At 53.2% G+C, this 20,115-nt stretch carries 19 protein-coding genes; 8 read left to right on the top strand and 11 right to left on the bottom strand.

The annotated features are described in order from the left end of the window. Positions 1-774: 774 nt before the first annotated feature. Together dnaB and trpS are read right to left on the bottom strand one after the other, a co-directional pair. On the bottom strand, positions 775-2,169 hold the full coding sequence (gene dnaB, locus VLA04_04940; protein HSI21012.1) for a replicative DNA helicase: 1,395 nt from the start codon (positions 2,167-2,169) through the stop codon (positions 775-777). 9 nt (positions 2,170-2,178) lie between these two features. Beyond that, positions 2,179-3,150: a tryptophan--tRNA ligase gene (gene trpS / locus VLA04_04935; protein HSI21011.1), complete on the bottom strand. Its 972-nt coding sequence runs from the start codon at positions 3,148-3,150 to the stop codon at positions 2,179-2,181. A 93-nt stretch (positions 3,151-3,243) separates the two neighbouring features. Here trpS and VLA04_04930 point away from each other — a divergent pair, with 93 nt between their 5' ends. From VLA04_04930 to VLA04_04910, 5 genes are all read left to right on the top strand, one after another. Then, positions 3,244-4,674: a phenylacetate--CoA ligase family protein gene (locus VLA04_04930; protein ID HSI21010.1), complete on the top strand. Its 1,431-nt coding sequence runs from the start codon at positions 3,244-3,246 to the stop codon at positions 4,672-4,674. Then, entirely contained in the window at positions 4,656-5,828 is a 1,173-nt protein-coding gene (locus VLA04_04925) for a ThiF family adenylyltransferase (protein HSI21009.1), read from the top strand. The genes VLA04_04930 and VLA04_04925 overlap by 19 nt, the downstream gene beginning before the upstream one ends. Next, a complete protein-coding gene (locus tag VLA04_04920; protein ID HSI21008.1) occupies positions 5,825-6,835 on the top strand; it encodes a hypothetical protein in 1,011 nt (336 codons plus the stop codon). The genes VLA04_04925 and VLA04_04920 overlap by 4 nt, the downstream gene beginning before the upstream one ends. 16 nt (positions 6,836-6,851) lie before the next feature. After that, positions 6,852-9,026: an ATP-binding protein gene (locus VLA04_04915; protein ID HSI21007.1), complete on the top strand. Its 2,175-nt coding sequence runs from the start codon at positions 6,852-6,854 to the stop codon at positions 9,024-9,026. 66 nt (positions 9,027-9,092) lie between these two features. Next, positions 9,093-9,503, top strand: a complete 411-nt coding sequence (locus VLA04_04910) for a response regulator (GenBank protein ID HSI21006.1) — start codon at positions 9,093-9,095, stop codon at positions 9,501-9,503. A gap of 42 nt (positions 9,504-9,545) precedes the next feature. Here the strand turns inward: VLA04_04910 and VLA04_04905 are convergent, their stop codons facing one another. The 6 genes from VLA04_04905 to VLA04_04880 are packed head-to-tail and all read right to left on the bottom strand — an operon-like array spanning position 9,546 to position 15,201. Further along, positions 9,546-9,857: a hypothetical protein gene (locus tag VLA04_04905; protein HSI21005.1), complete on the bottom strand. Its 312-nt coding sequence runs from the start codon at positions 9,855-9,857 to the stop codon at positions 9,546-9,548. A 9-nt stretch (positions 9,858-9,866) separates the two neighbouring features. Beyond that, positions 9,867-10,463 carry a type 4a pilus biogenesis protein PilO gene (gene pilO, locus VLA04_04900; GenBank protein ID HSI21004.1) on the bottom strand — a complete coding sequence of 199 codons (597 nt, stop codon included), beginning with the start codon at positions 10,461-10,463 and terminating at the stop codon, positions 9,867-9,869. Positions 10,464-10,468: 5 nt separating this feature from the next. After that, the gene (locus tag VLA04_04895) at positions 10,469-11,041 is read right to left on the bottom strand and encodes a hypothetical protein (GenBank protein HSI21003.1); all 573 of its coding nucleotides are present in this window, start codon (positions 11,039-11,041) and stop codon (positions 10,469-10,471) included. Next, the gene (pilM, locus tag VLA04_04890) at positions 11,038-12,012 is read right to left on the bottom strand and encodes a pilus assembly protein PilM (protein ID HSI21002.1); all 975 of its coding nucleotides are present in this window, start codon (positions 12,010-12,012) and stop codon (positions 11,038-11,040) included. The genes VLA04_04895 and pilM overlap by 4 nt, the downstream gene beginning before the upstream one ends. 23 nt (positions 12,013-12,035) lie before the next feature. Then, positions 12,036-13,241 carry a type II secretion system F family protein gene (locus tag VLA04_04885; protein HSI21001.1) on the bottom strand — a complete coding sequence of 402 codons (1,206 nt, stop codon included), beginning with the start codon at positions 13,239-13,241 and terminating at the stop codon, positions 12,036-12,038. Between the two features lies 1 nt (position 13,242). Then, a complete protein-coding gene (locus tag VLA04_04880; protein ID HSI21000.1) occupies positions 13,243-15,201 on the bottom strand; it encodes an ATPase, T2SS/T4P/T4SS family in 1,959 nt (652 codons plus the stop codon). A gap of 119 nt (positions 15,202-15,320) precedes the next feature. Here VLA04_04880 and VLA04_04875 point away from each other — a divergent pair, with 119 nt between their 5' ends. Genes VLA04_04875 through VLA04_04865 form a run of 3 tightly spaced genes read left to right on the top strand, consistent with a single transcriptional unit; the run spans position 15,321 to position 17,903 of the window. Continuing rightward, entirely contained in the window at positions 15,321-16,013 is a 693-nt protein-coding gene (locus tag VLA04_04875) for a coenzyme F420-0:L-glutamate ligase (protein HSI20999.1), read from the top strand. Position 16,014: 1 nt separating this feature from the next. Further along, the gene (gene dnaX / locus VLA04_04870; GenBank protein ID HSI20998.1) at positions 16,015-17,583 is read left to right on the top strand and encodes a DNA polymerase III subunit gamma/tau; all 1,569 of its coding nucleotides are present in this window, start codon (positions 16,015-16,017) and stop codon (positions 17,581-17,583) included. Continuing rightward, a complete protein-coding gene (locus tag VLA04_04865; GenBank protein ID HSI20997.1) occupies positions 17,583-17,903 on the top strand; it encodes a ferredoxin in 321 nt (106 codons plus the stop codon). Before dnaX ends, VLA04_04865 begins: the two co-directional genes overlap by 1 nt. Before the next feature lie 48 nt (positions 17,904-17,951). Here VLA04_04865 and VLA04_04860 read toward each other — a convergent pair whose 3' ends face one another. The 3 genes from VLA04_04860 to VLA04_04850 all read right to left on the bottom strand — a co-directional run bounded on the left by VLA04_04860 (position 17,952) and on the right by VLA04_04850 (position 19,912). Continuing rightward, on the bottom strand, positions 17,952-18,356 hold the full coding sequence (locus VLA04_04860; protein ID HSI20996.1) for a hypothetical protein: 405 nt from the start codon (positions 18,354-18,356) through the stop codon (positions 17,952-17,954). Positions 18,357-18,457: 101 nt separating this feature from the next. Beyond that, complete coding sequence (locus VLA04_04855; GenBank protein ID HSI20995.1) at positions 18,458-18,838, bottom strand: MscL family protein; 381 nt, start codon at positions 18,836-18,838, stop codon at positions 18,458-18,460. Between the two features lie 18 nt (positions 18,839-18,856). After that, positions 18,857-19,912 carry a hypothetical protein gene (locus VLA04_04850; protein HSI20994.1) on the bottom strand — a complete coding sequence of 352 codons (1,056 nt, stop codon included), beginning with the start codon at positions 19,910-19,912 and terminating at the stop codon, positions 18,857-18,859. Positions 19,913-20,115 lie beyond the last annotated feature (203 nt).

Here is a 20,115-nt window from a genome sequence, read left to right as displayed (position 1 = left end):
AGTGCCTTACAAGTAAGGCAATTTCCTATATGTTCTTCCGTCATCTTCCTCACCTCCTCTTTGAGAAGGTCAGGCTCATGGGCTAGTGCCCAGATAACCAAAAGGCTTCCATGACACCTCATATTGCTCACCCCGAAACGAATCTGAATCATACATGAGGGATGTCAACCTGTCAACCCTTTAAATTTTAAACACAAAAAAACGATTCGCATTGATCACTGTGGGCACTTGATGGTTAAACCCTGTGATGCGAATCGTTTTTGTAAACTGAAGTGTCTTGCTTGGCACCCAAACAAAACTTGTGTCTTACTCAGGCTAGTAGTATCACTCCAGCCAGTACGAGGAGAAAAGGTACAAAAATTATTAAGGTATTTGTATTATTTTTCCGCCAGGCACTTGTTGGGACCAACATTGGTAAACTGATCCTCAACGCACTAATTATAATCCTCCAATGCTCCCCGGTCAATGAGCTAGAGTGGGTTGTTAACCTGTAGTATGCGTTAAATGGCTTAGGAAGCCATTATTTCGCTAGGAATCTTTTCGGCACTTTTTTGTCACTCGGTTGGCAATGAAAAATGCTAGGTTCAAGGCCTAGCAAAAGTTCCCTACTTACATCGACCATCAATGTATATATTTCGTCTTAACTTACACACAATTTTTTAACGAATGTAAGCTACGGAAGCACAATACTTTTTTTAAGAATCGTGTCTGATGTCAATATCATATCGGCTCACAGTCTATAGAGGTCAATGTTCGCCGATCGCCATAGACCCACTAATGAGAATCAGAACGTAGGTCTATGTCGTAAAAACGACTGTGCTGCAGCTGCGCAGAAAGCTTGGCATCCCCCGTGGGGCCGTTGCGGTGTTTAGAAATGATCACTTCCAGCAAGTTGGAGTGCTCTTCGCGGTTCTTGTTATAGTAGTCCTCACGGTACAAGAACATGACCACGTCAGCATCCTGCTCAATGGATCCTGACTCACGCAGGTCCGAAAGCATCGGGCGCTTGTCATTCCTAGCCTCCACGGCACGGGAAAGCTGCGACAACGCAATGACGGGGCAGTTCAGCTCCTTAGCCAAGGCCTTAAGGGAGCGGGAGATCTCGGATACCTCCTGTACGCGGTTGTCCTGGTTCTTGGCACTACCCACCATGAGCTGCAAGTAGTCGATACAGATCAGGTCTAGGCCATGCTCAGACTGCAGCCGACGGGCTTTGGCGCGCACCTCCATAACAGAAGCCATCGGGGCATCGTCAATAAAGAGGTTGGCTTCTGCCAGTTGGGCCTGGGCTTGGATAAGGCTGGACATGTCGTCCTCCGAAAGCTGGCCATTGCGCAGTTTCCAAGAGTCCACTCTTCCCATGGAAGAAATAAGGCGGTCCACCAGCTGCTCCTTGCTCATTTCCAGGGAGAAAATGCCCACGGTTTTCTTCTCCTGCACCGCTACGTGCTCTGCAATGTTCATTACAAAAGCCGTTTTACCCATGGACGGGCGGGCGGCAATGATAAGCAAATCCGAACGCTGCAAGCCGCCAAGGAGCCGGTCCAGCTGTCGAAAACCCGTAGGAATACCCCGCAAGGCACCGTCCTGCTTGGCAAGCATGCCGAGACGCTCAAAGGAATCATCCAAGATAGACCGTACGGAGATAAAGTTCTGTTTCAGGAAACGCTGCGTAATACCAAAGAGCGTGCGCTCTGCGGTATCAAGCAGGGCGTCCACTTCCAGCTCTTCCTGGAAACCAAGTTCACCAATAGTGCCGGCAGCGCCAATGAGGCGGCGCAACAACGCTTTTTCCCGGACAATGGTAGCGTAGTGGACAATGTTGGCAGCAGTTGCCACCGAGCTAACTAGGCTCGAAAGCTTGGCCATGCCCCCTACTTCATCCAGCTTCTTGTTACGCTCCAGTTCTCCGGCCACAGTAACCAGGTCCATAGGGGTCCGCTTCTCAAACAAAGACTGCATGGCGGCATAAATCTGGCCGTGATCTGGGCGGTAAAAATCTTCCGGGGTCAACAAATCCACCACCTTCATGATGGCTTCTGTATCGAGAAGGAGGGCGCCAAGTGTGGAGATCTCGGCGTCCAGGTTTTGAGGCGGCATGCGGCCAATTATTGGCCCACGCGGTACCTCTTCCTTCTTTTCGAAGCGGCGGCGCGGTTCTGTTGACATACGTAAACGTTACGGTAGGAGACCGATTTTCTCCTTTACTTCCCTCACGGTTTGTTCAGCCACTGCGCGTGCCCTCATTGCGCCATTCTCCAAAATTGCCCGTACCCCGTCTTCATCCTGGTCCAGCTCGGCTTTCTTGGCCTGCATGGGTGCCACATAGGCAATGACAGCCTCCGCCAGCAGGTCCTTTGCCTCTTTATACCCTATTCCGCCCTGTGTGTACCGCTCGTAGAGCTCTGCCACTGCCTCAGGGCTGGCCACATGCCGGTAGATGGAGAAGAGCGTATCTGTGGCAGGGTCCTTTGGTTCCTCTGGCCGCTTGGAGTCTGTCACAATACGGGCCACTTTCTGGCGGATAATGTCTGGTGCATCAAAAATACCAATCACATTATCGTAGCTCTTGGACATTTTGCGGCCATCCAACCCCTTGAGGATGTGCTCTTCGCTGCCCATAAGGTGCGCCTTGGGAAGCGGGAAGGTCTCGCCATACACATGGTTGAACCGCTCCGCTATCTCACGCGTCATTTCCAAGTGCTGCTGTTGATCTGCCCCAACGGGAACAAGTTCAGGTTTGTAGAGCAAAATATCGGCAGCCATAAGCACAGGGTAGTAGAAGAGGCCGGCATTCACCGGTTTCCCCTTGGCCACCGCATCCTTGTAGGCATGCGCACGCTCCAAAAGACCATGACTAGTGAAAGGCGCCAGTATCACTGCCAGCTCCGCATGCTCCTGAACTGCTGATTGGCGGAAGATAGTCACCTTCTCAGGGTCTAGGCCTACGGCCAGGTAGGCCTTGGCAATAACCATGACATTTTCTTGCAGCACCTTGGGATCATGGACACCGTTCAACGCATGCAAATCGGCCACGAAGACAAAGCATTCGTGGGAATTCTGCAGCTCCACAAAAGGGCGCATTGCGCCAATGTAGTTTCCGAGGTGAATGTTCCCCGTAGATTGGATACCAGTAACGATTCGGGACATAGTTCTCTCATGCTAGCAGAAGGTACCCGCAGACAAAAGAAAGTGGATGACAATTGCCCTATGACCCCTTTATCCCGTACGCTTAAAGTACTCATGAAAACGAATCCGCATCCTGCTGGTTTTGCTGAGGCACTGGCTACATTTCAAGAAGCAGCTACCAGGGTACCTGCGTACCGTGACTTTTTGGTAAAGAACAGCATTGACCCGGAAAAGGTGACCACTCCCGAGGACTTTTCGGTTGTCCCCCCTGTCACCAAGGAGAACTACCTCAAAGCGTACCCCCTTCCTGATCTCCTAAAAGATGGCGATGTTACCACGGGCCATGTGGTCTCCATGAGTTCCGGCTCCAGCGGCACGCCCTCTTTCTGGTTTAGGAACGACATTGCCACCCGCCAATCCGTTGAACTCAACAACACCCTCTTCCGGACAAGCTATAAGTCCCACGAAGAGAAAACACTGGTCATTATTGCGTACGCCATGGGCACCTGGATTGCCGGCACCTACATGTTCACCGGAATTCTTAAGCTGGCCGAAGAAGACCACCACATCTCCCTGGTCACCCCTGGCATCAACAAGGGTGAGATCATCCACATCCTCAAGAACCTGGCTCCTCACTTTGAGCGTACCGTCATTGCTGGGTACCCTCCCTTTGTCAAAGACGTGCTGGACGATGCGGAAGAGGCAGGCGCACCCCTCACTACCCTCAATGTCTCCCTCCTCTTTGCCGGCGAGAACTACTCGGAAATGTGGCGGGATTATGTCTTGAAGAAGATTGGCAAGCAGAACGACATCACCGCCTCGGTAGGCATTTACGGTACGGCCGATGCCGGGATCATGGGATTTGAGAATCCGTTCTCCATCTTTGCCCGCCGGAAAATCGTAGAAAATGAGGCCCTCATGAAAAGCCTCTTCCCTCAGGCAACCCTCCTTCCAACGCTGGTGGGCTACCGACCGGACATGCGCTACTTTGAGACCAACAAGAACTACCTTCTCTTTACTGCGGACAACGCCATGCCGCTCATTAGGTACAAGATCAACGACGAAGGCCGCCTTATTACAGGAGAGGAGCTGACGGCTGCCCTGGCTGAATCTGACATAGAAATACCCGCAGACCTTATCCAGGCACACGGCTATGACCAATACCTGGCACTCTACGGCCGCTCCGATGTTTCCACCACCTTTTACGCCCTCGATATCTTTCCGGAGAACATTAAATATGGACTAGAGAGTCACGAGCTCCAGGAACGTATTACCGGAAAATTTGTCTTGCGCAGCGAGTACGACCGCAAGCAGAACCAGACCCTCCACCTCTATGTGGAGCTCCGGCGCGACAAGAAACAGAGCGAGTCACTGGCGTTTGAGATACAAGAAGCCGTCATGGGCAGCCTGCGTAAGTACAACAGCGAGTACAACAAGCTCTACAGCGAAATGGGAGCCAAGGCCCGGCCACGCATCCACCTCTTGGCTTATGGCGCCCCGGAATTTGAGATAAAGATCAAACACCGATGGACCAGCAAGCAGTAACGCCACAATTCTACCGTGTGGATGACCCGGCGCTAGCTGCCCTCAAGGAGGAACATGCGCCGCTGGTCATTGAGGCCATGCCTGAAGCGCTGGATGACCTCTTTAAGATCCGCTTCCCCCACCTCATGCCTGGCTCTTCCGAAGCCAAGGCAACCCGCGCCGCTTGGGATACGGATGCCTGGGGCGCCCCTCAGGTGGAAGAAAAATCCCAATGGGCCTACTTTCCCTGGAAGAACACCCTGGTTCACCTGCCAGATGAAGAAACCTTCCACGAGCTCCGTACTGCACGCAACAAGTTCCTCATCACAGAAGAGGAGCAACGGGCTTTCTACGGCGCAAAGATTGGCATTGCAGGCATGAGCGTGGGCTCGTCCGTCCTGAATGCCCTCGTCCTTTCCGGAGGCGGCAAGCACCTTCGCCTGGCCGATCACGACACCCTGTCCATCACCAACCTGAACCGCCTCTTTGGTTCTGTGTGTGACCTGACGGTTCCCAAGCTGACTGCCGCCATGCGGCGGGTCTATGAGATTAACCCCTACGCAGAGCTGGTGCCCTTCTGGGATGGTGTCACCGAAGAAAAGCTGGATGCTTTCTTTGTTGAAGGTGGCAAACTAGATCTTTTCATTGAAGAGGTGGATGACATCCTTCTCAAGGTGCTTACCCGTCGCAAAGCACGGGAGCTGGGCGTGCCTGTAATCATGGCCACAGACAACGGGGACAACACTATTATCGATGTGGAGCGCTTTGACCTGGAGCCAGACCGGCCTCTCTTCCACGGGCGTGCAGACGAGGAACTCCTTAGCCGGGCAAGCGCCACCATGCCTAACTCTGAAAAGGTAAAACTGGCCAGCGCCATTGTTGGTTCAGATATCACCCCTCGCACCCAGTACTCCCTCATGCAGGTAGGCCAAACGCTGCCCTCGTGGCCCCAGCTAGGCAACGCCGCCATTCTCTCCGGGGCAGCCACCAGCTATACCGCACGGCGCATTCTGACCGGCGAAGAGATGCCATCCGGCCGTTACACGGTACACTTTGACCGCGACATTGACCCAAGCTTCAATTCCTCCAAGGCAACGGCTGAACGGCAGCGTTTGACTGACGAATTTGACCTTGGCTTTGACCTCATCTTTAACCGCCTGGAGGATCCCCTATGAGCGCCTGGGATTTTGACGTAGATGCGTACAATGAGGGATGGACACTGCGTGAAAAGCTCAGTTTTTGGCTGCAATTTGCCGCCCTTGCGCCCTCCGCACACAACAACCAGCCATGGGATGTGGCCATTTTGGAAGATGGCATAATTGTACGTCCAAACCTGGAACTAGCTACCGCTGGAATACCTCGACTCACCACAGTATCACTGGGTGCTTTCGTGGAAAACTTCGCCTGCGCCGCCGAGCACTTTGGTTTTGCTGTGCACATGGGCAAAATTCCCCTCTCCGTCCCACTAAGCCAATTGGAAATTCCACTTACCGTGACATGGGCTGGCGCAAAAAGTGACAACCCCGCCTTTACCGGCATGACAAAACGGCACACCAACCGCGGCCTCTACCAGCCGGAACCGCTGGCAGAAACTACACTCAAAACCCTTGGCGATATGCCTCGGGAAGAGAATGTAACCCTTCATTTCATCGATTCTGTTGAAGACAAGGAACAAATTGCGGAGATGGCAGGCCGTGGCCTCCGCACCGCCGTCACCATGCCAGGCCTCCGGCGCGAGCTGGCCAGGTTTGTGAAGTGGGAAAAGGAAGATAGTACCGTTGGCATGCTCGTGAAGGCCATGGTGAAGAACCCCGTCCCAAGCGAAACAGGAGAGCAGTTCATCCTTAACGGCATAGACATCCCCGGTGAGGCCCGCTTTGCCTACGAGAAGTTCCGCTCTACGCCCCTCATCGTGGTAGTCAGTACACCTCAGGACGACATGCCGTCCTGGTTGGCAGTTGGGCGCACCGTCCAGCGTTTCCTCAACCTGGCGGCCAGCCTGGGCCTTGCCCATTGCATTGCGGCTGCCCCTACCGAGATCCCGCCGTTTGTCCCCCGTATGAAGCGCCTTCTTGCAACGGAAGGCCGGCCGCAACTCACTTTTAGGATAGGTTTTCCTCAGGATCCCTCGTTTACCCACCAATCCCCTAGGCGCACAGTATCGAGCATTGCGGGTGAGTAGCGTATACTAAACCTATATGGTGGGGCTCAACTTATTACTGGTCATTGCGGCAGTCGCTGCCAATCTCTTCACAGGCTTTTTCGTATTGCTTTTTAAGCCTAAGAGCGCCACGAACTGGACATTCTTCCTCCTAACGAGCGCTGCTGCTTTTTGGACCATTGCCAACTACCTCTCCCTTACCCAGGCAACCTCCCTTGATACGCTTCACTTTGCCCGCTGGGAGCTGGGTGCCGGCATCCTCTATTCCTTCTGCGTACTCCTGACGGTGAGCACCTTCCCTGGGAACCAGCTTACTATCAAGCCTTTCTCCTTGGTCCTTTTGGGACTGGGGACAGCGGCGGTGATTGCCCTCACCCAAACCCCGTACGTGTTCTCCAGCATTGTAGGCACGGGGACCAATGTGGAGGTCACACCGGGGACACTCATCCCCGTCTATGGGTTAGCCAACCTTGGCTTCCTCATTGCCTCGGTCTATATCATCATCCGTCGCGCCAAGGCCGCCCATGGTGCGCGACGTACCCAGCTCCAGTACCTTATGGGCGCAGTAGGGCTTAGTTATGTAGTGGCGTTCATCACCAACTTTGTCTTTGTAAACCTACTGGGCATCACCTCCCTCTTGCCGGTAGCCCCGTACCTCTCCCTCTTGTTCGTGTTTATCACGGCATATGCCATTGTGGCGCACCATCTCTTTGATATCCGGCTGGTCATCAAGCGCACCGTTATCTTTACGGCGCTCGTTGCCTTCAGCTTTGTTGTTTACACCGCCGTCATCGTCCTGCTCTCCCGCCTCTTCCAGGAAGAAGCAACCTCCATTCGAGGCTATGCCATCAACCTGGCCGCCGCCATTGCCGTTGGGTTCTCCTTTGAACCTATGCGCAACTTCATTTCGGAGCGCACTGACAAGTGGCTCTTCAAGAAGGAGTACGAGCAACAAGTGGTTATTAGGGACCTGTCCAAAAAGCTCAACGATGTCATTGCGTTAGATGAAGCCTTGGAGATTGTGATGCAGACCATTGTGAAGGTCCTGCACCTCAAGCATGCGGTTACGTACGTCTTCCAGCCTGCCGAGAACAACGGCTTTGCGGTAAAGCGCGTGAAGCAGGTGGGATACAGCTCTTCGGCCAAACTCTTCTTGGAAGACCGCGATTTCACCGTGTCATATTTTGCAGAACACCCCGCCACCGCCTTGGTGCGCGACATGCAACTGGAACTGGAACGCGAGGAAGCGCTCTCTAAAAAGAATGGCGATGGCCAAGCAGTCCGCGCCCACGCCATTAAGCAGGCCGTCTACCAAAAGCTCACCTCGCTGGACACTGCCGTAGCCGTTCCCCTTCACCTAAACGGGCAAGCCATTGGTCTCATTATGCTTTCAGAAAAGCTGAATGGTGAAAGCTATTCCCATGAAGACCTCTCCCTTTTGGAGGTAGTAGGAGGCCAAGCCATTTCTTCCATCCAAAAGGCCAAGCTGTACGAGGGTGACCAGATGAAGAGCGAGTTCGTCTCCATTGCCTCACACGAGCTACTCACGCCAATCTCTGCCATTGAAGGCTATCTCTCCATGATCCTGGATGAAAACATCGGGCAGGTAGATGACAAGGCCCGCGACTACCTCACCAAGGTGTACACTTCGGCCCGGCGCCTCTCCCTCCTCATCAAAGACCTGCTGTCCGTTTCCCGCATTGAATCTGGGAAGATGAAGATTGACCCGCAGCAGCTGGACATGAACAAAATGGTCAACGACACCATCGACCAGCTCCGCTTTATGGCGGCTGACAAGAACCTGACTATTTCCTACAACCCGCCTTCCGAGTGCCCACCTGTCTGGGCCGACCCAGACCGCACCATGCAGGTACTCGTCAACCTGGTAAGCAACTCTATCAAATACACCAAACAAGGCGGCCTTACCATTACCCTCAGTATCGATAAAAAGGCCGGCTACATGACTACTGCCATCTCCGATACCGGTATTGGTATGTCCAAGGCCAACATGCAGCACCTCTTTACCCAGTTCTACCGGGTAGATACACCTGAGACCACAGGCATAGTAGGGACAGGGCTAGGTTTGTACATCACCAAGTCAATCATCGAGAAGATGGGCGGTGCCATTACGGTAAAGAGCGAAGTGGGCAAAGGCAGCACCTTCTCGTTTATCCTTCCCCTCTTTAAGGTTGAAACCTCAACCATGGTTTAGGTAGCGGGAAAATACATCCAACCGCTTATCCTGTGCTAGACTAAAAACGTATATTAACTGCATACCATGGCCTACGAAGGTACCACTATCCTGCTTGCCGAAGATGACGTTATCCTGGCCGAGCTGTACACCGACCGCCTCAAGCAGGAAGGCTTTACGGTAGTTCACGCCAATAACGGTGAAGATGCCCTTAAGATGGTGACTGAGTACAACCCGTCACTCATTATCTTGGACATCATGATGCCTAAGATGAACGGCCTCGACGTGCTTAAGGCCCTCAAGGAAAACCCTGAGACCAAGAACATCCCTGTCATCATCGTGACCGCACTGGTTCAGGAAATTGAGAAGATCAACAAGATGATGAACCCAGCCGATGCCTACATCGTAAAGTCAGAAGTCTTGCCGGCAGAGATTATTGAACAGGTCAAAACCCGCCTCAACCGGGAAGTTGCCCCAGAAGGCGAAGTTAACGCCTAGTGCCCCACAAAAAAACTCCCCTACCGGGGAGTTTTTTTGTACCTATTTCACGAAGGGGTTGTCCTTGCCAATGGCCTTTTCGTCCACGGATATATCTGGCACAGACCGCTTGTTGTCCCCATTCAGCTTGAGCTGGGGAACGGGGGGCGTAGCGGCTACGAGTGGCGCTCCACCGGCTGCTGGAGTGGCCGTGAGGGCCTGCCAGCTGGCAAAGGCAAGGTAACCAACCACACCCGCCACACAGAGCAGGGTGAGCAAGGCTGGCGACACGCTGAACTGCTTCTTGTCCTTACGGGTAGGGACCGGAGCAGCTTTGGCTTGCGATTCAGGGGTAGTGGGGGTTTGTTTAGGCATATGTGTCACCTACTGGGCAGGAAGATAGTATGCGCTGGCCACAATGGACGTGGTCAGCCTACCATCTGCAGCTGCTGTGATTGAAACTTGGTCAACCTGGACAAACCGTTCCAGCGTAGTAAGGCCGGTCACAAACTTCTTAGTATCGGCATAACCACCTACGACACTGGCCGTAACCTGTACCTTAAGCGGTCCGCTACTCGATGGCGCAGCCGTCGCAACCGGGGTTGCCGCAGCCGTGGTTGTAGTGGGGACATCATCCTTTGGAGGTGTAGTCTTGGGAAGCACAGTGGCCGCAGCAGCGTTGATAGTAAGCCCCCCAATAGTAAGGTTATTAGCCTTGGCCAGGGCCTCTACCTGCACGGAAAGGTCGTACTGGTCATCCGAGACAGGCATAAGACCTAGGGCCTTTTCCTGGACCTGCACAGCTTTGGCCCTGTATTCCTCACGCTGCTTGGCACTTGAAACGGCCGCTGTTGATTGGCGGAGCTCCTTAACGCTTGCCCTGGCTTCCGCAGTCTTCTTCATCTGGGGAAGCGCCAGGAAGTGATAGCCCACGGCCAAGGGCAGGACAAAGCAGAGCAGCATCTTACTGGAAAGCGTCATTGACCTCATGACTTGGGGTACTTAACGGCTGTGGGCGGGGCAACCACTGTAACGGTAAATGTGACTTTGCCAGTCTGAGGCGCATACACATAGCCGTCGACCTTAAAGCTGGTAACTGTCTTACCCGTATTCTGTTTAAGGTATTCAGCAAAAGTTGCGTAACTCACGTTGGAAGGGGCTTCACCTGTCATTTTCAAGGTTACATTCCCCTGGCTCACCCCAAAGCTGTAGGAAGAGAGCACGATGTCCTTAGGCACCAGTGAAGCAACATACTCGAAGGAACGATCCCAATCCACATCGGCCTGAGCCAATGTATTGAGGTGGTTCACCCGGGTCTTAAGGTCTCCTGAGACCTTAAGGTCTGCTACTTCCTTGGCGGCCTTCTGCTGGGCTGCCGTGGCATCCGCAATGAGCATCTCCTTCTCCTTATCCAGGGAGCGGGCTTCCATGCTGAACCCAAACCAAACGGTAAGCCCAAGGGCCAACCCAACGAGGCCAGCCAGCACCATGTACGGTACAGACTGCCGGTTGGCCGCCTTATGCCGTACTGCTTGGGGAAGTAAGTTCAACTGTTTCATAGCAGTTCGTACATTGGATAGAGCGCGGAACCCAGTGCACCCATATACCTTCTGTCAAAGCCTGATGGAAGCTCCACAATTGGCTTGGCATACGTGACTTTGATATCACAGGCCGCAGCCAGGGCAGCATCCAAGCCCTCAATCAACGACCCCTTACCACAAAGGCGCACCTCTTTAACGGCAGCGGCAGAGAAGCTTGCGCGGTTGGTATAGAACTTGACCACGTGGTCAAGTTCATCAGTCAACATACCCACCAACCGCTTCGTCTTCTCTGCACGCTTGTCCTCATCAACCTGGCCAGTTGCGGAATCCACAAGCATATTACTTCCCGCTGTCACCGCACTGGCAACCCATACGGACTGGTCCGCACACAATGCCAAGGTACTGATCTCCGAACCAACATCAATCACCACAATTGGCTCCCTGAGCTTTGGGCCAATTGCTGAACGCAAAAGAGCCGATGGTCTCGGCTCAATTGCCCGCACAGTAAGTCCAGCCAACTCACAAAGGTTCAAATACTGCTCTATGGACTTCTTACTCACCGCCACAACCATCATCTGCTGATGCTCAGTATCCTGTGGAGTAGCCAAAGGCTGGTAATCAAGCTCCAAGTTATCCAAGTCATCAGGAAGAAACTCTACAATCGCCGAACGAACCACTGCATCCAATTCAGAATCCTTCACATTCCGCGGAATTTCTAGGATCTTCCGAAACACGGAAGACTCACCAACCGTCACATAGGCCTCTTTCGTCTTCACCGCGTGCGGCGTTGCCGATTTCAAAGCCTCTTTCAATGCCTTCGCCACCTCAGCTGGCTGCTCAAGCGCATCTTTTTGAAGAAGCTTGGCATCCACTGGTATCTCCGCACAACCGCTCACCGAGGGCTTTTTCCCAAGCGAAAGTCCAACCACGCGAATACTCGCATAGCCCAGATCAATGCCCACAACTTGGTTGGATCCAAAGAGCCCCATAACTTCCCTTTCAGTATACGGTCTTAAACGGCATTCACCAACCCGTAGATAGGTTGGAGTACAGAAACCAGGATGAAACCAATCACCACACCCATCACAATCATAATAACCGGCTCAAGCAATGTTGAGAGGTTTTTCGCCATTCCATCCACCTCTTTCTCGAAGAAATCGCCTAGCACTTTGAAAATGCCAGCCAGGTCCCCGGACTGCTCACCCACCGCCACAAGCTGGCCAATCATAGCGGGGAAGTGCTTGCTCTTCCTGATGGCCACCGAAACCTTGATACCGTTGGCAACATCTTTGGAAATTTTTTCAATTTCCTGCTCGTAGAGCGAGTTGCCAACCACCCCTTTCACAGTCTGAAACACCTCTAATACCGGCACCCCAGCTTGGGCAAGCGATCCAAAGCTTTGGGAAAACCTGGCCATACATGATTTTTTCATGAATGAGCCCAATACCGGTATACGAAGTTTAAAGGTGTCCCACAGCAAACGGCCACGCGGGTTGCGCACCAAGAGCTTTGCGCCCACCGTCAGGCCACCTATTGCAATGATGAACAGGTACCACTGATGGGTCATGAGACTGGAGAGAGCCATCAGGAAGCGGGTGCTAGCGGGAAGATCCTGCCCGGAATCCACAAACATGCCGGTAAGCTTTGGCAGGATGAACGTAATAACCAGCACAATGACACCAATCATGAGGATGCTGACAATTGCTGGGTACATAAGCGCACCGCGGACCTTCCCCCGCAGCTCGTACTCTTTCTGCTGCTGCACTGTCAGTTTGTTCAGGATTTCTGCCAGGTTGCCCGTCTTCTCCGCAGAGCGGACCATCTGAATAAAGATGTTGGAAAAGACTTTAGGGTGCTTCTCTAAGGCGTAGGAGAACTGCACCCCGCCTTGGACATCCGTCACCAAGTGCGAGAGGACATGCTTCAAGGCCTTGTTGGAAGACTCTTCTTCCAGGCTCCGTAGCGCTTGTACCAGGGTAATGCCGGCGTTCAACATGACTGCCAGCTGCTCTGTCAGGATAATGCGGTCCTTGAGGCTGATTTTTCCTCGGAAAAACCCCGCGGCAAACGAGGTGGATTCCTTTACCTCTTCTAGAGAGATAAGGATGCCATCCAGCTTTTTAACCTTAAGCAGGGCGTCGGATTGCGAACCGCCTTGCAGTGTCCCCTTCTCAAGTTTTCCCTCCGGCGTGCGGAGCTTGTACTGGTAGGTAGCCATATTATTCTCGTGTGACCCGCCAGACTTCTGAGATAGTAGTATCGCCGTTAAGCGCCTTCAGGATGCCGTCCTGCACCATGGTAACCATGCCGTTGCTGATTGCTTCCTCGGTTATGGTAAGTCCGCTGGAGCGCTTCAACACAAGGTCACGCACCGGTTCGGTAACATCCAAAACCTCAAATACACCGAGGCGGCCCTTGTAGCCCTTGCCGCCGCATGAATCACAGCCCTTGCCATGGTAGAGGGTGCGCTTGTCCTTGATTGCCTCGCGGACATCCTTAGGCATGCGGGCAATTTCCTCGTCAATTTCCGCCATCTCCTCTTTGGACAAGTGAAGCTCCTCTTTGCAGTCTTCACAGATCTTCCGGGTAAGGCGCTGCGCGATAACGGTATGCACGGAACTAGTGATGAGGAACGGCTCAATGCCCATGTCAATCAGGCGGGGAAACGCACCGGCTGCATCATTGGTGTGAAGTGTAGAAAGTACAATATGTCCCGTAAGCGCAGCGTGGATGGCCATGTCTGCGGTTTCTTGGTCGCGGATTTCACCAAGCATCACAATGTCCGGGTCTTGGCGGACAATGGCACGCAAACCAGAAGCAAAGGTATAGCCAATGGCACTATGGACCTGGCTCTGGTTAATACTCTCAATACGGTATTCCACCGGGTCTTCCAGCGTCAGGATGTTTACGTCCGGCGCCATCATCTTACCCAAGACAGCATACAGCGAGGTGGTTTTACCAGAACCCGTAGGCCCGGTGACCAAGATCATGCCGTGGCTGCGGCGCAAGTTCTTGGAGAGGATGTCAAAGCCGTACCCAGTCAGGCCTACCTGCTCAAGCTCCAAGATACCCACCGACTTGTCTAAGATACGCATTACGATCTTTTCGCCGTACACCACCGGGATGGTTGAGAAACGGAAATCTACCTGGCGCTTTTCAATCGTCAAGGAGAAACGGCCGTCCTGTGGCAAGCGCTGCTCATCAATCTTCAGGTTAGCCAGGATCTTCAAACGCGCGGTGACTGCAGACTGGATTTCCTTAGGCAGTGTCACCTTCTCCATTAGTACGCCGTCCTCACGGAAACGGACTGCCACCCTCTTTTCGTAAGGCTCAATGTGGATATCCGAAGCTTTTTCTTTCACAGCACGCTTCAGGAGCGAATATACGATATGGGCAGTTGGCGCATCGTCGTTTGTCTGGTCAATGTCCTCTTCTTGGGCGGCAGCCAAGTCCTTCTTGGAAATGCCCAGGTCGGAGTTCTCAATTACCTCCTGCACCTCAGCTTGAAGCCCGGTGTACTGGTCCAAAATGGCGTTAATGCCCTCCTTAGTAGAAAGGGCAGGTTTGACCACAAGCCCCGACTCCTTGCGGATGACCTGGAGGGCATCAAAGTCCTCTGGGTTAATCATGGCTACCGTCAGGATCCCCTCTTTCAAGTCAAGAGGGACTACGTTGTACTGCTTGGCAATATGCTCAGGAAGAAGGGCCAGGATTTCCCTGTCAACCTTCACATTGCTTGTATCCAGGAACTCGACATGGGAAACCCTGCCTAACGGCTTCTCTTTTGGCGACTCTTCTTCTGCTGAAGCTGGCTTGGGTGCAGGTGGCGGGGCAGACTGGGCAACGGCCACAGGGGCAGCCTTATCCTCATCTGGTACATCTGGCATTTCTTCCGCAAACAAATCCGGATGCGCCTCTATCTCAGTTTCTACATGCTTTGCCAACACGCGTGCTGGCTCAAACTCCACCTCAATGCTTGGCAAGGTTATCTTGCCATCCACGTTGCGGGCGGGTTCTTTCACGGTGAAAAAGCGCCCAAGCCCGTCGATAACCACTTCCTCTCCCACCGAAAGTTCGCGGGCAATGCACTCCCAAAGGGCGTCATTAAGAAGGGTGGCGTCTTTTTCCACCAGCTCGGCCGCACTTGCTAAGGCGCGAGAAAGATCAGTACTGTTCACTCTGCCCTCTCCTGTCTGTACATGTTGTCATTATACAGGTGAAACGCATCGCAACTAAAGCTTTGCCGTCTTATGGACAAATGGGCACGTACATGGAAAGGCCTGCTATAATCATAGCTATGAATGCAATGCCAAATTCCGGTAAAGAGCTTGCTGTCACCGTTGAGGGAAAATCCTACCAAAGGATCCCCGTTAAGACCCATGTGGTACAGCGTGGCGAAGTCTTGCTGGATTTCCTCTCCCAGTACGTAAAGCCAAACCTGCAAGCTGGCGATATGGTTGCCATGAGCGAGCGGGTTATTGCTATTATGCAGGGGCGATCTTTTCCTCTTGAGGATATTAAACCTGGCCCTTGGGCCCGTTTCCTCTATAAATTTGTGACCAAGAGCCCTCACGGCATTGGACTGGCCAGCCCCTTCACCATGCAAAAAGCACTGGAAGAAGTTGGCCTCCCCCGCATCCTTATCGCCGCACTCGTAGCAGCCATTACCAAGCCACTTGGTATGCGCGGCCTTTTCTACCACGTCGCTGGCCGTGCCGTTGCCGGCATTGATGGGCCGTGCGATTTTACCTTGCCGCCCTATAACCGCGCTGTCACTTTGGCTCCTGCCAAGCCAGCCAAGGTTGCCGCAGAAGTATCTGCCGCGCTCGGTGTCCCATTCTTTGTCATCGATGCCAATGACCTTGGCGTAGAAGTATTGGGAAGCGCTCCCAGGGGAGCTTCCGTAGACCTGGTTAAGGCACTTTTTGCCGATAACCCCCTCGGTCAAACCAACGAACAAACCCCGCTCGCAATCATCCGTCCTGAGTAACATGGCCCTCACCCTGTACCGTCAGTATCGTCCCACCACATTCTCCGCCCTCTTTGGGCAGGATACTGCTCGTACTATCTTGCAAAACGCCCTGAACCAGGACCGTCTGTCGCATGCCTATCTGTTCAGTGGCCCTAGGGGCACCGGCAAAACAACTACCGCGCGCATCCTTGCCCGTGCCGCTACCTGCGAGCACCCTGTAACCAAGGAAAAGAAGGGCGCCTCAGTGTTTGAGCCTTGCAACACATGCGCTAGCTGCGTGGCCCAACTCCAAGACCAAGCCCCTGACATTGTCGAAATAGATGCCGCCTCCAACCGGGGCATTGAGGACATCCGTCAGCTGCGTGAGCAGGCCCACTACCTTCCCCTTTCACTCAAGAAGAAGGTGTACATCATCGATGAGGTTCACATGCTGACCTCCGATGCATTTAACGCCCTCCTTAAGACACTCGAGGAGCCGCCAAAACACTGCGTGTTTATCCTCGCTACTACTGAGTTGCACAAGGTCCCCGCCACCATCCGGTCCCGCTGCCAACTCATCCGCTTTGAGCGAGGTAGCGTTGAGTCCATTTCGGCCAAGCTTGACCACATCGTGGCTTCTTCAGGCTGGGAAGCAGAAGAAGGGGTGACCAAACTTATTGCGGAACATGCCCAAGGCGGCTTCCGTGATGCCGAAACACTCCTTGAACAATTAGGTACCCGTTTTGCTCCTCTAACCTTAAAAAAATGCATCGACGCCCTAGGTATTACCGATGCCGACCAGGTTGAGCAATTATTCGAGGCAGTACAGAAGGGATCGCTCACCGAAACGCGTCTGGCGCTCACCGCAATTGAGGTAAACGACCAACATCGTTGCGAAATGCTCATGACAGAACTTATTGAGCGGACCCGGGCAAAGATTTATACATCACCCGCCCCCACAGAGGAGCAGTTGATCCACCTCACGGGAGGCCTCACCTTCCTCTTGGAAGGCTTTGTACTTATCAAAGGCTCACCCCACCCCAAGCTCGTCTTGGAATCTACCTGTTACGAAATAGCGGCTTCTGGCCAAAAGGGAATTAGGGCAGATGCGGCCCCTATCTTGGAAGACAGCCATCCAGCTGCACCAGCCACAGAAGAACGCATTACCCTGCCGGCCACACCAGCCCCTGCAGCGCCCCGGGTAGTCAAGGAGGCCATCTCTGTCACTCCTGAACCTGTACGAGAGCCAAAGGCCCCGGTAGTGGAGCTCCGCGAGTCACCTGTTCGGGATGTTCGACAAGCCTGGAAGGAAATGATCAAAGCCGTTGGGCGCGACAGTGCCCCCATGGCACAGATGCTGCGTGAAGCCGTCATCCACACCGCGGAAGACTTTATCATTACCGTACATATTAAGTACAAGTTCCACGTGGAGAAGCTCTCTGAGAAAAAGCACCGCACTCGCGTAGAAGGACTCCTTGAGCAGATTACCCACGACAAGTGGATTGTGGACTACCAACTGAAGGACACCCTCCCCCGCAGGAGCCCTGCCAAAGAAATAACCGCCGCTACCGCAGAGGCCGCCGCGGCCGTATTTGGAGCAACAGCGTAATGTCTGAAGAAGCTACGCCTCATTCCGTGTTTGTGGACCGGGAGATGTGCCAAACGGCTGCCATCTGCTTGGCATACCATATGTATGAGCTGGATGACGAAGGCAAGGCCGTTCTCCTCACTAATAACGGTCAAAATTCTGACGATGAAACCAACCCCCTGCGCGACATGGAGGGTGAGGTGGCAATCAGTGACCTTGTGAACCCTGACGGGAGGACCCCGGAAGAAATGCAGCGGCTTGTACTGGAATCCGCTAAGATCTGTCCTTTTAACGCCATCATCGTAAAGGATGCGGAAGGCAACCAAATCTGGCCTCTTTAAACCTGTCTACCAAAAGAAAAAAGACCGCCATGTGGCGGTCTTTTGCAACTAGGCTGCGGGAACGGTGCCCGGGAGCACCTCTTCCATGATTCTGGCCAACTCAGCCCTAAGGTGGGCTGGGCTTTCTGCCACCCGCATAGAAATAAAGTAATCGCCACGGATTTCGCCGTGATCACGCGCTACTTCTTCGTCCGTCTGGTTGCAGAAGCAGACTACAACAAGGCGGGGATACACCTGTTTTAGCCCTCCCAGAGTAAGGCTTCCCTTTAGTTTGCTCGGGTGAACAATTGCCACCACCTTCTTCCCGCTGTCGGCCGTCAGCCTCTCCACGGCTTCGTGAAAGCTTGGCGCCTCAGGACAGGCCACATATTCGTACTTGGTTCCCGGAAGTGCTTTTTGTAGCAAAATCCGAATCCCGGGGTTTGGCTCAAGGTGCACGTACGCAAGCTCCATTGGTTTCCTCCATTCGATGCTGTCTAGGTGTACCAAAAAATCTGGCAAGTAAAAAGCCCTTTCATAGGAAAGGGCTTTTCTTCGGCCACAGAGGCCGAAGCCTACTTCTTCTCAAGGACCTTTTCGTCGTGCAAAACCTTCTTGGCAAAGACGTAGACAATGAGGGCCACAACCAGGAAGCCAAGTACCGCATTCACAACCGCACCAATTTGGAACGTGGAGTTCCTCACCGTAATCTCGTACCCCTGCAAAGCCGTGCTTGGCAAGATGAGTGAAATGAACGGTGTCACCATCCCCTCCACCACCACCTTCACCACATCGTTCAACGAGTTACCTATCACCACCGCTATGGCGAGCGGGATTACATTGTACTGACGCACAAAGTGCATGAAGCCCCGGGCAAAGCGTAGCGTGTCTGGATGGGGCTTTGCCTGCTTAGGGGTCATCATCTGAGTACCTAGCTGCTCCTTCCCGGGTTCCATGGGAGTCTCTGCCATTGCTTACGAGAGATGGACCGTAAGGAGGGTAAGGAACGAGCCCACGGTGATGACTGAAAGGACAAAGAATAGGTAGTTCAGCTTCTGCAGCTTCTTAGGGATAGCCGCTTCCTGCTTGGTCACTTCAATCGCCATAAGCTTAGGGCTCAGGACAAAGGAACGGGTAATGAAGACAGCCGCCATAAGGATAAAGACGATGGCCAGAATGAACGGGATGCCAGGCCAGCCTGCAGCACCAAAGTAAATGTACCCGCCGATCGCCATGAACCACAGTCCGATCCAGGTAAAGATGCGCCCGTAGTACTGAAGCTTGATCAAGAGGTAGCCAGCCATCTTTGTCTTGGCGGCCAGGAAGGCAAATGTGCTTTCAATCACCCACATACCAAGCAGGATGGCAAAGGAAAGGAAGAAGAGGATGGAACCAAACGTGGCAGGCGTGAAATCGAACGGGCTTGTGCCACCATAGCTATCGGCCTTTACCTTCAACCAAGAACCGAAGTGGAGGAAGAGGTCACCACCGCTCCATACCTTGCCATCACCAAAACGAATGGTGTAACGCTTCATCTCTGAGGCAGCATCAAACACGATCAGGTAGTACGTCTTGTCTTTCTGAAGCTTGATACGCTCCTCTGCGTAGAGGTTGTATTTCTGAAACAGGAGCGTCTCGTTGTAAACCTTCAATCCCTCCACCGGCTTCACCAACGAGGTGTGGTAGCCCTCACCTGGGACAGGAATGCCCAACTCACGCGCCTCAGTCACATCGGTAGGGTCCAAGAGCACCAAGTAAGGCTGGGCCTTTGAGCTTGCCACACCCATAAGGGCAATGGTCTGCTCACCATCCTGGCTAGCCGTGAACTTATATACGTCAGCGTAGCTATCAAGCTTCCCGTACACCCCCGTCTCCTCAAAGACATTGGTGATTTCCTGGGGGGCACTATAGATATCTTCAAGGTTGATATCTTTTACGGTGTCAAATTGTGGGGCAACCGCCAGGGCAGCGGTGGTGCCAACAGATGCGGCCGCCAGCAGGCCCAGTAAGAATGTACGTATGGTGCGCATAAGGGTTTCAGGAAGTACTTAAGGTTAAAACCATACTACCAAACTGCCAGGTTGCGTCCAGGGCAAAACCTTTTTGCCAAAACTGTTGATTAAAATCAACAAAATGGATAATGGCTCTGGAAAGTATTATTGGAAATTAATCATTTACAGAGCCTTTAAATCGGTTGCAAATCAAGAAGGGCTCCCTTACACTAAATACGTAC

The sequence above is a fragment of the Verrucomicrobiia bacterium genome, assembly GCA_035460805.1.
Classification (GTDB): Bacteria; Patescibacteriota; UBA1384; order CAILIB01; family CAILIB01; genus DATHWI01.
This window is presented reverse-complemented; position numbering and strand designations above follow the sequence as displayed.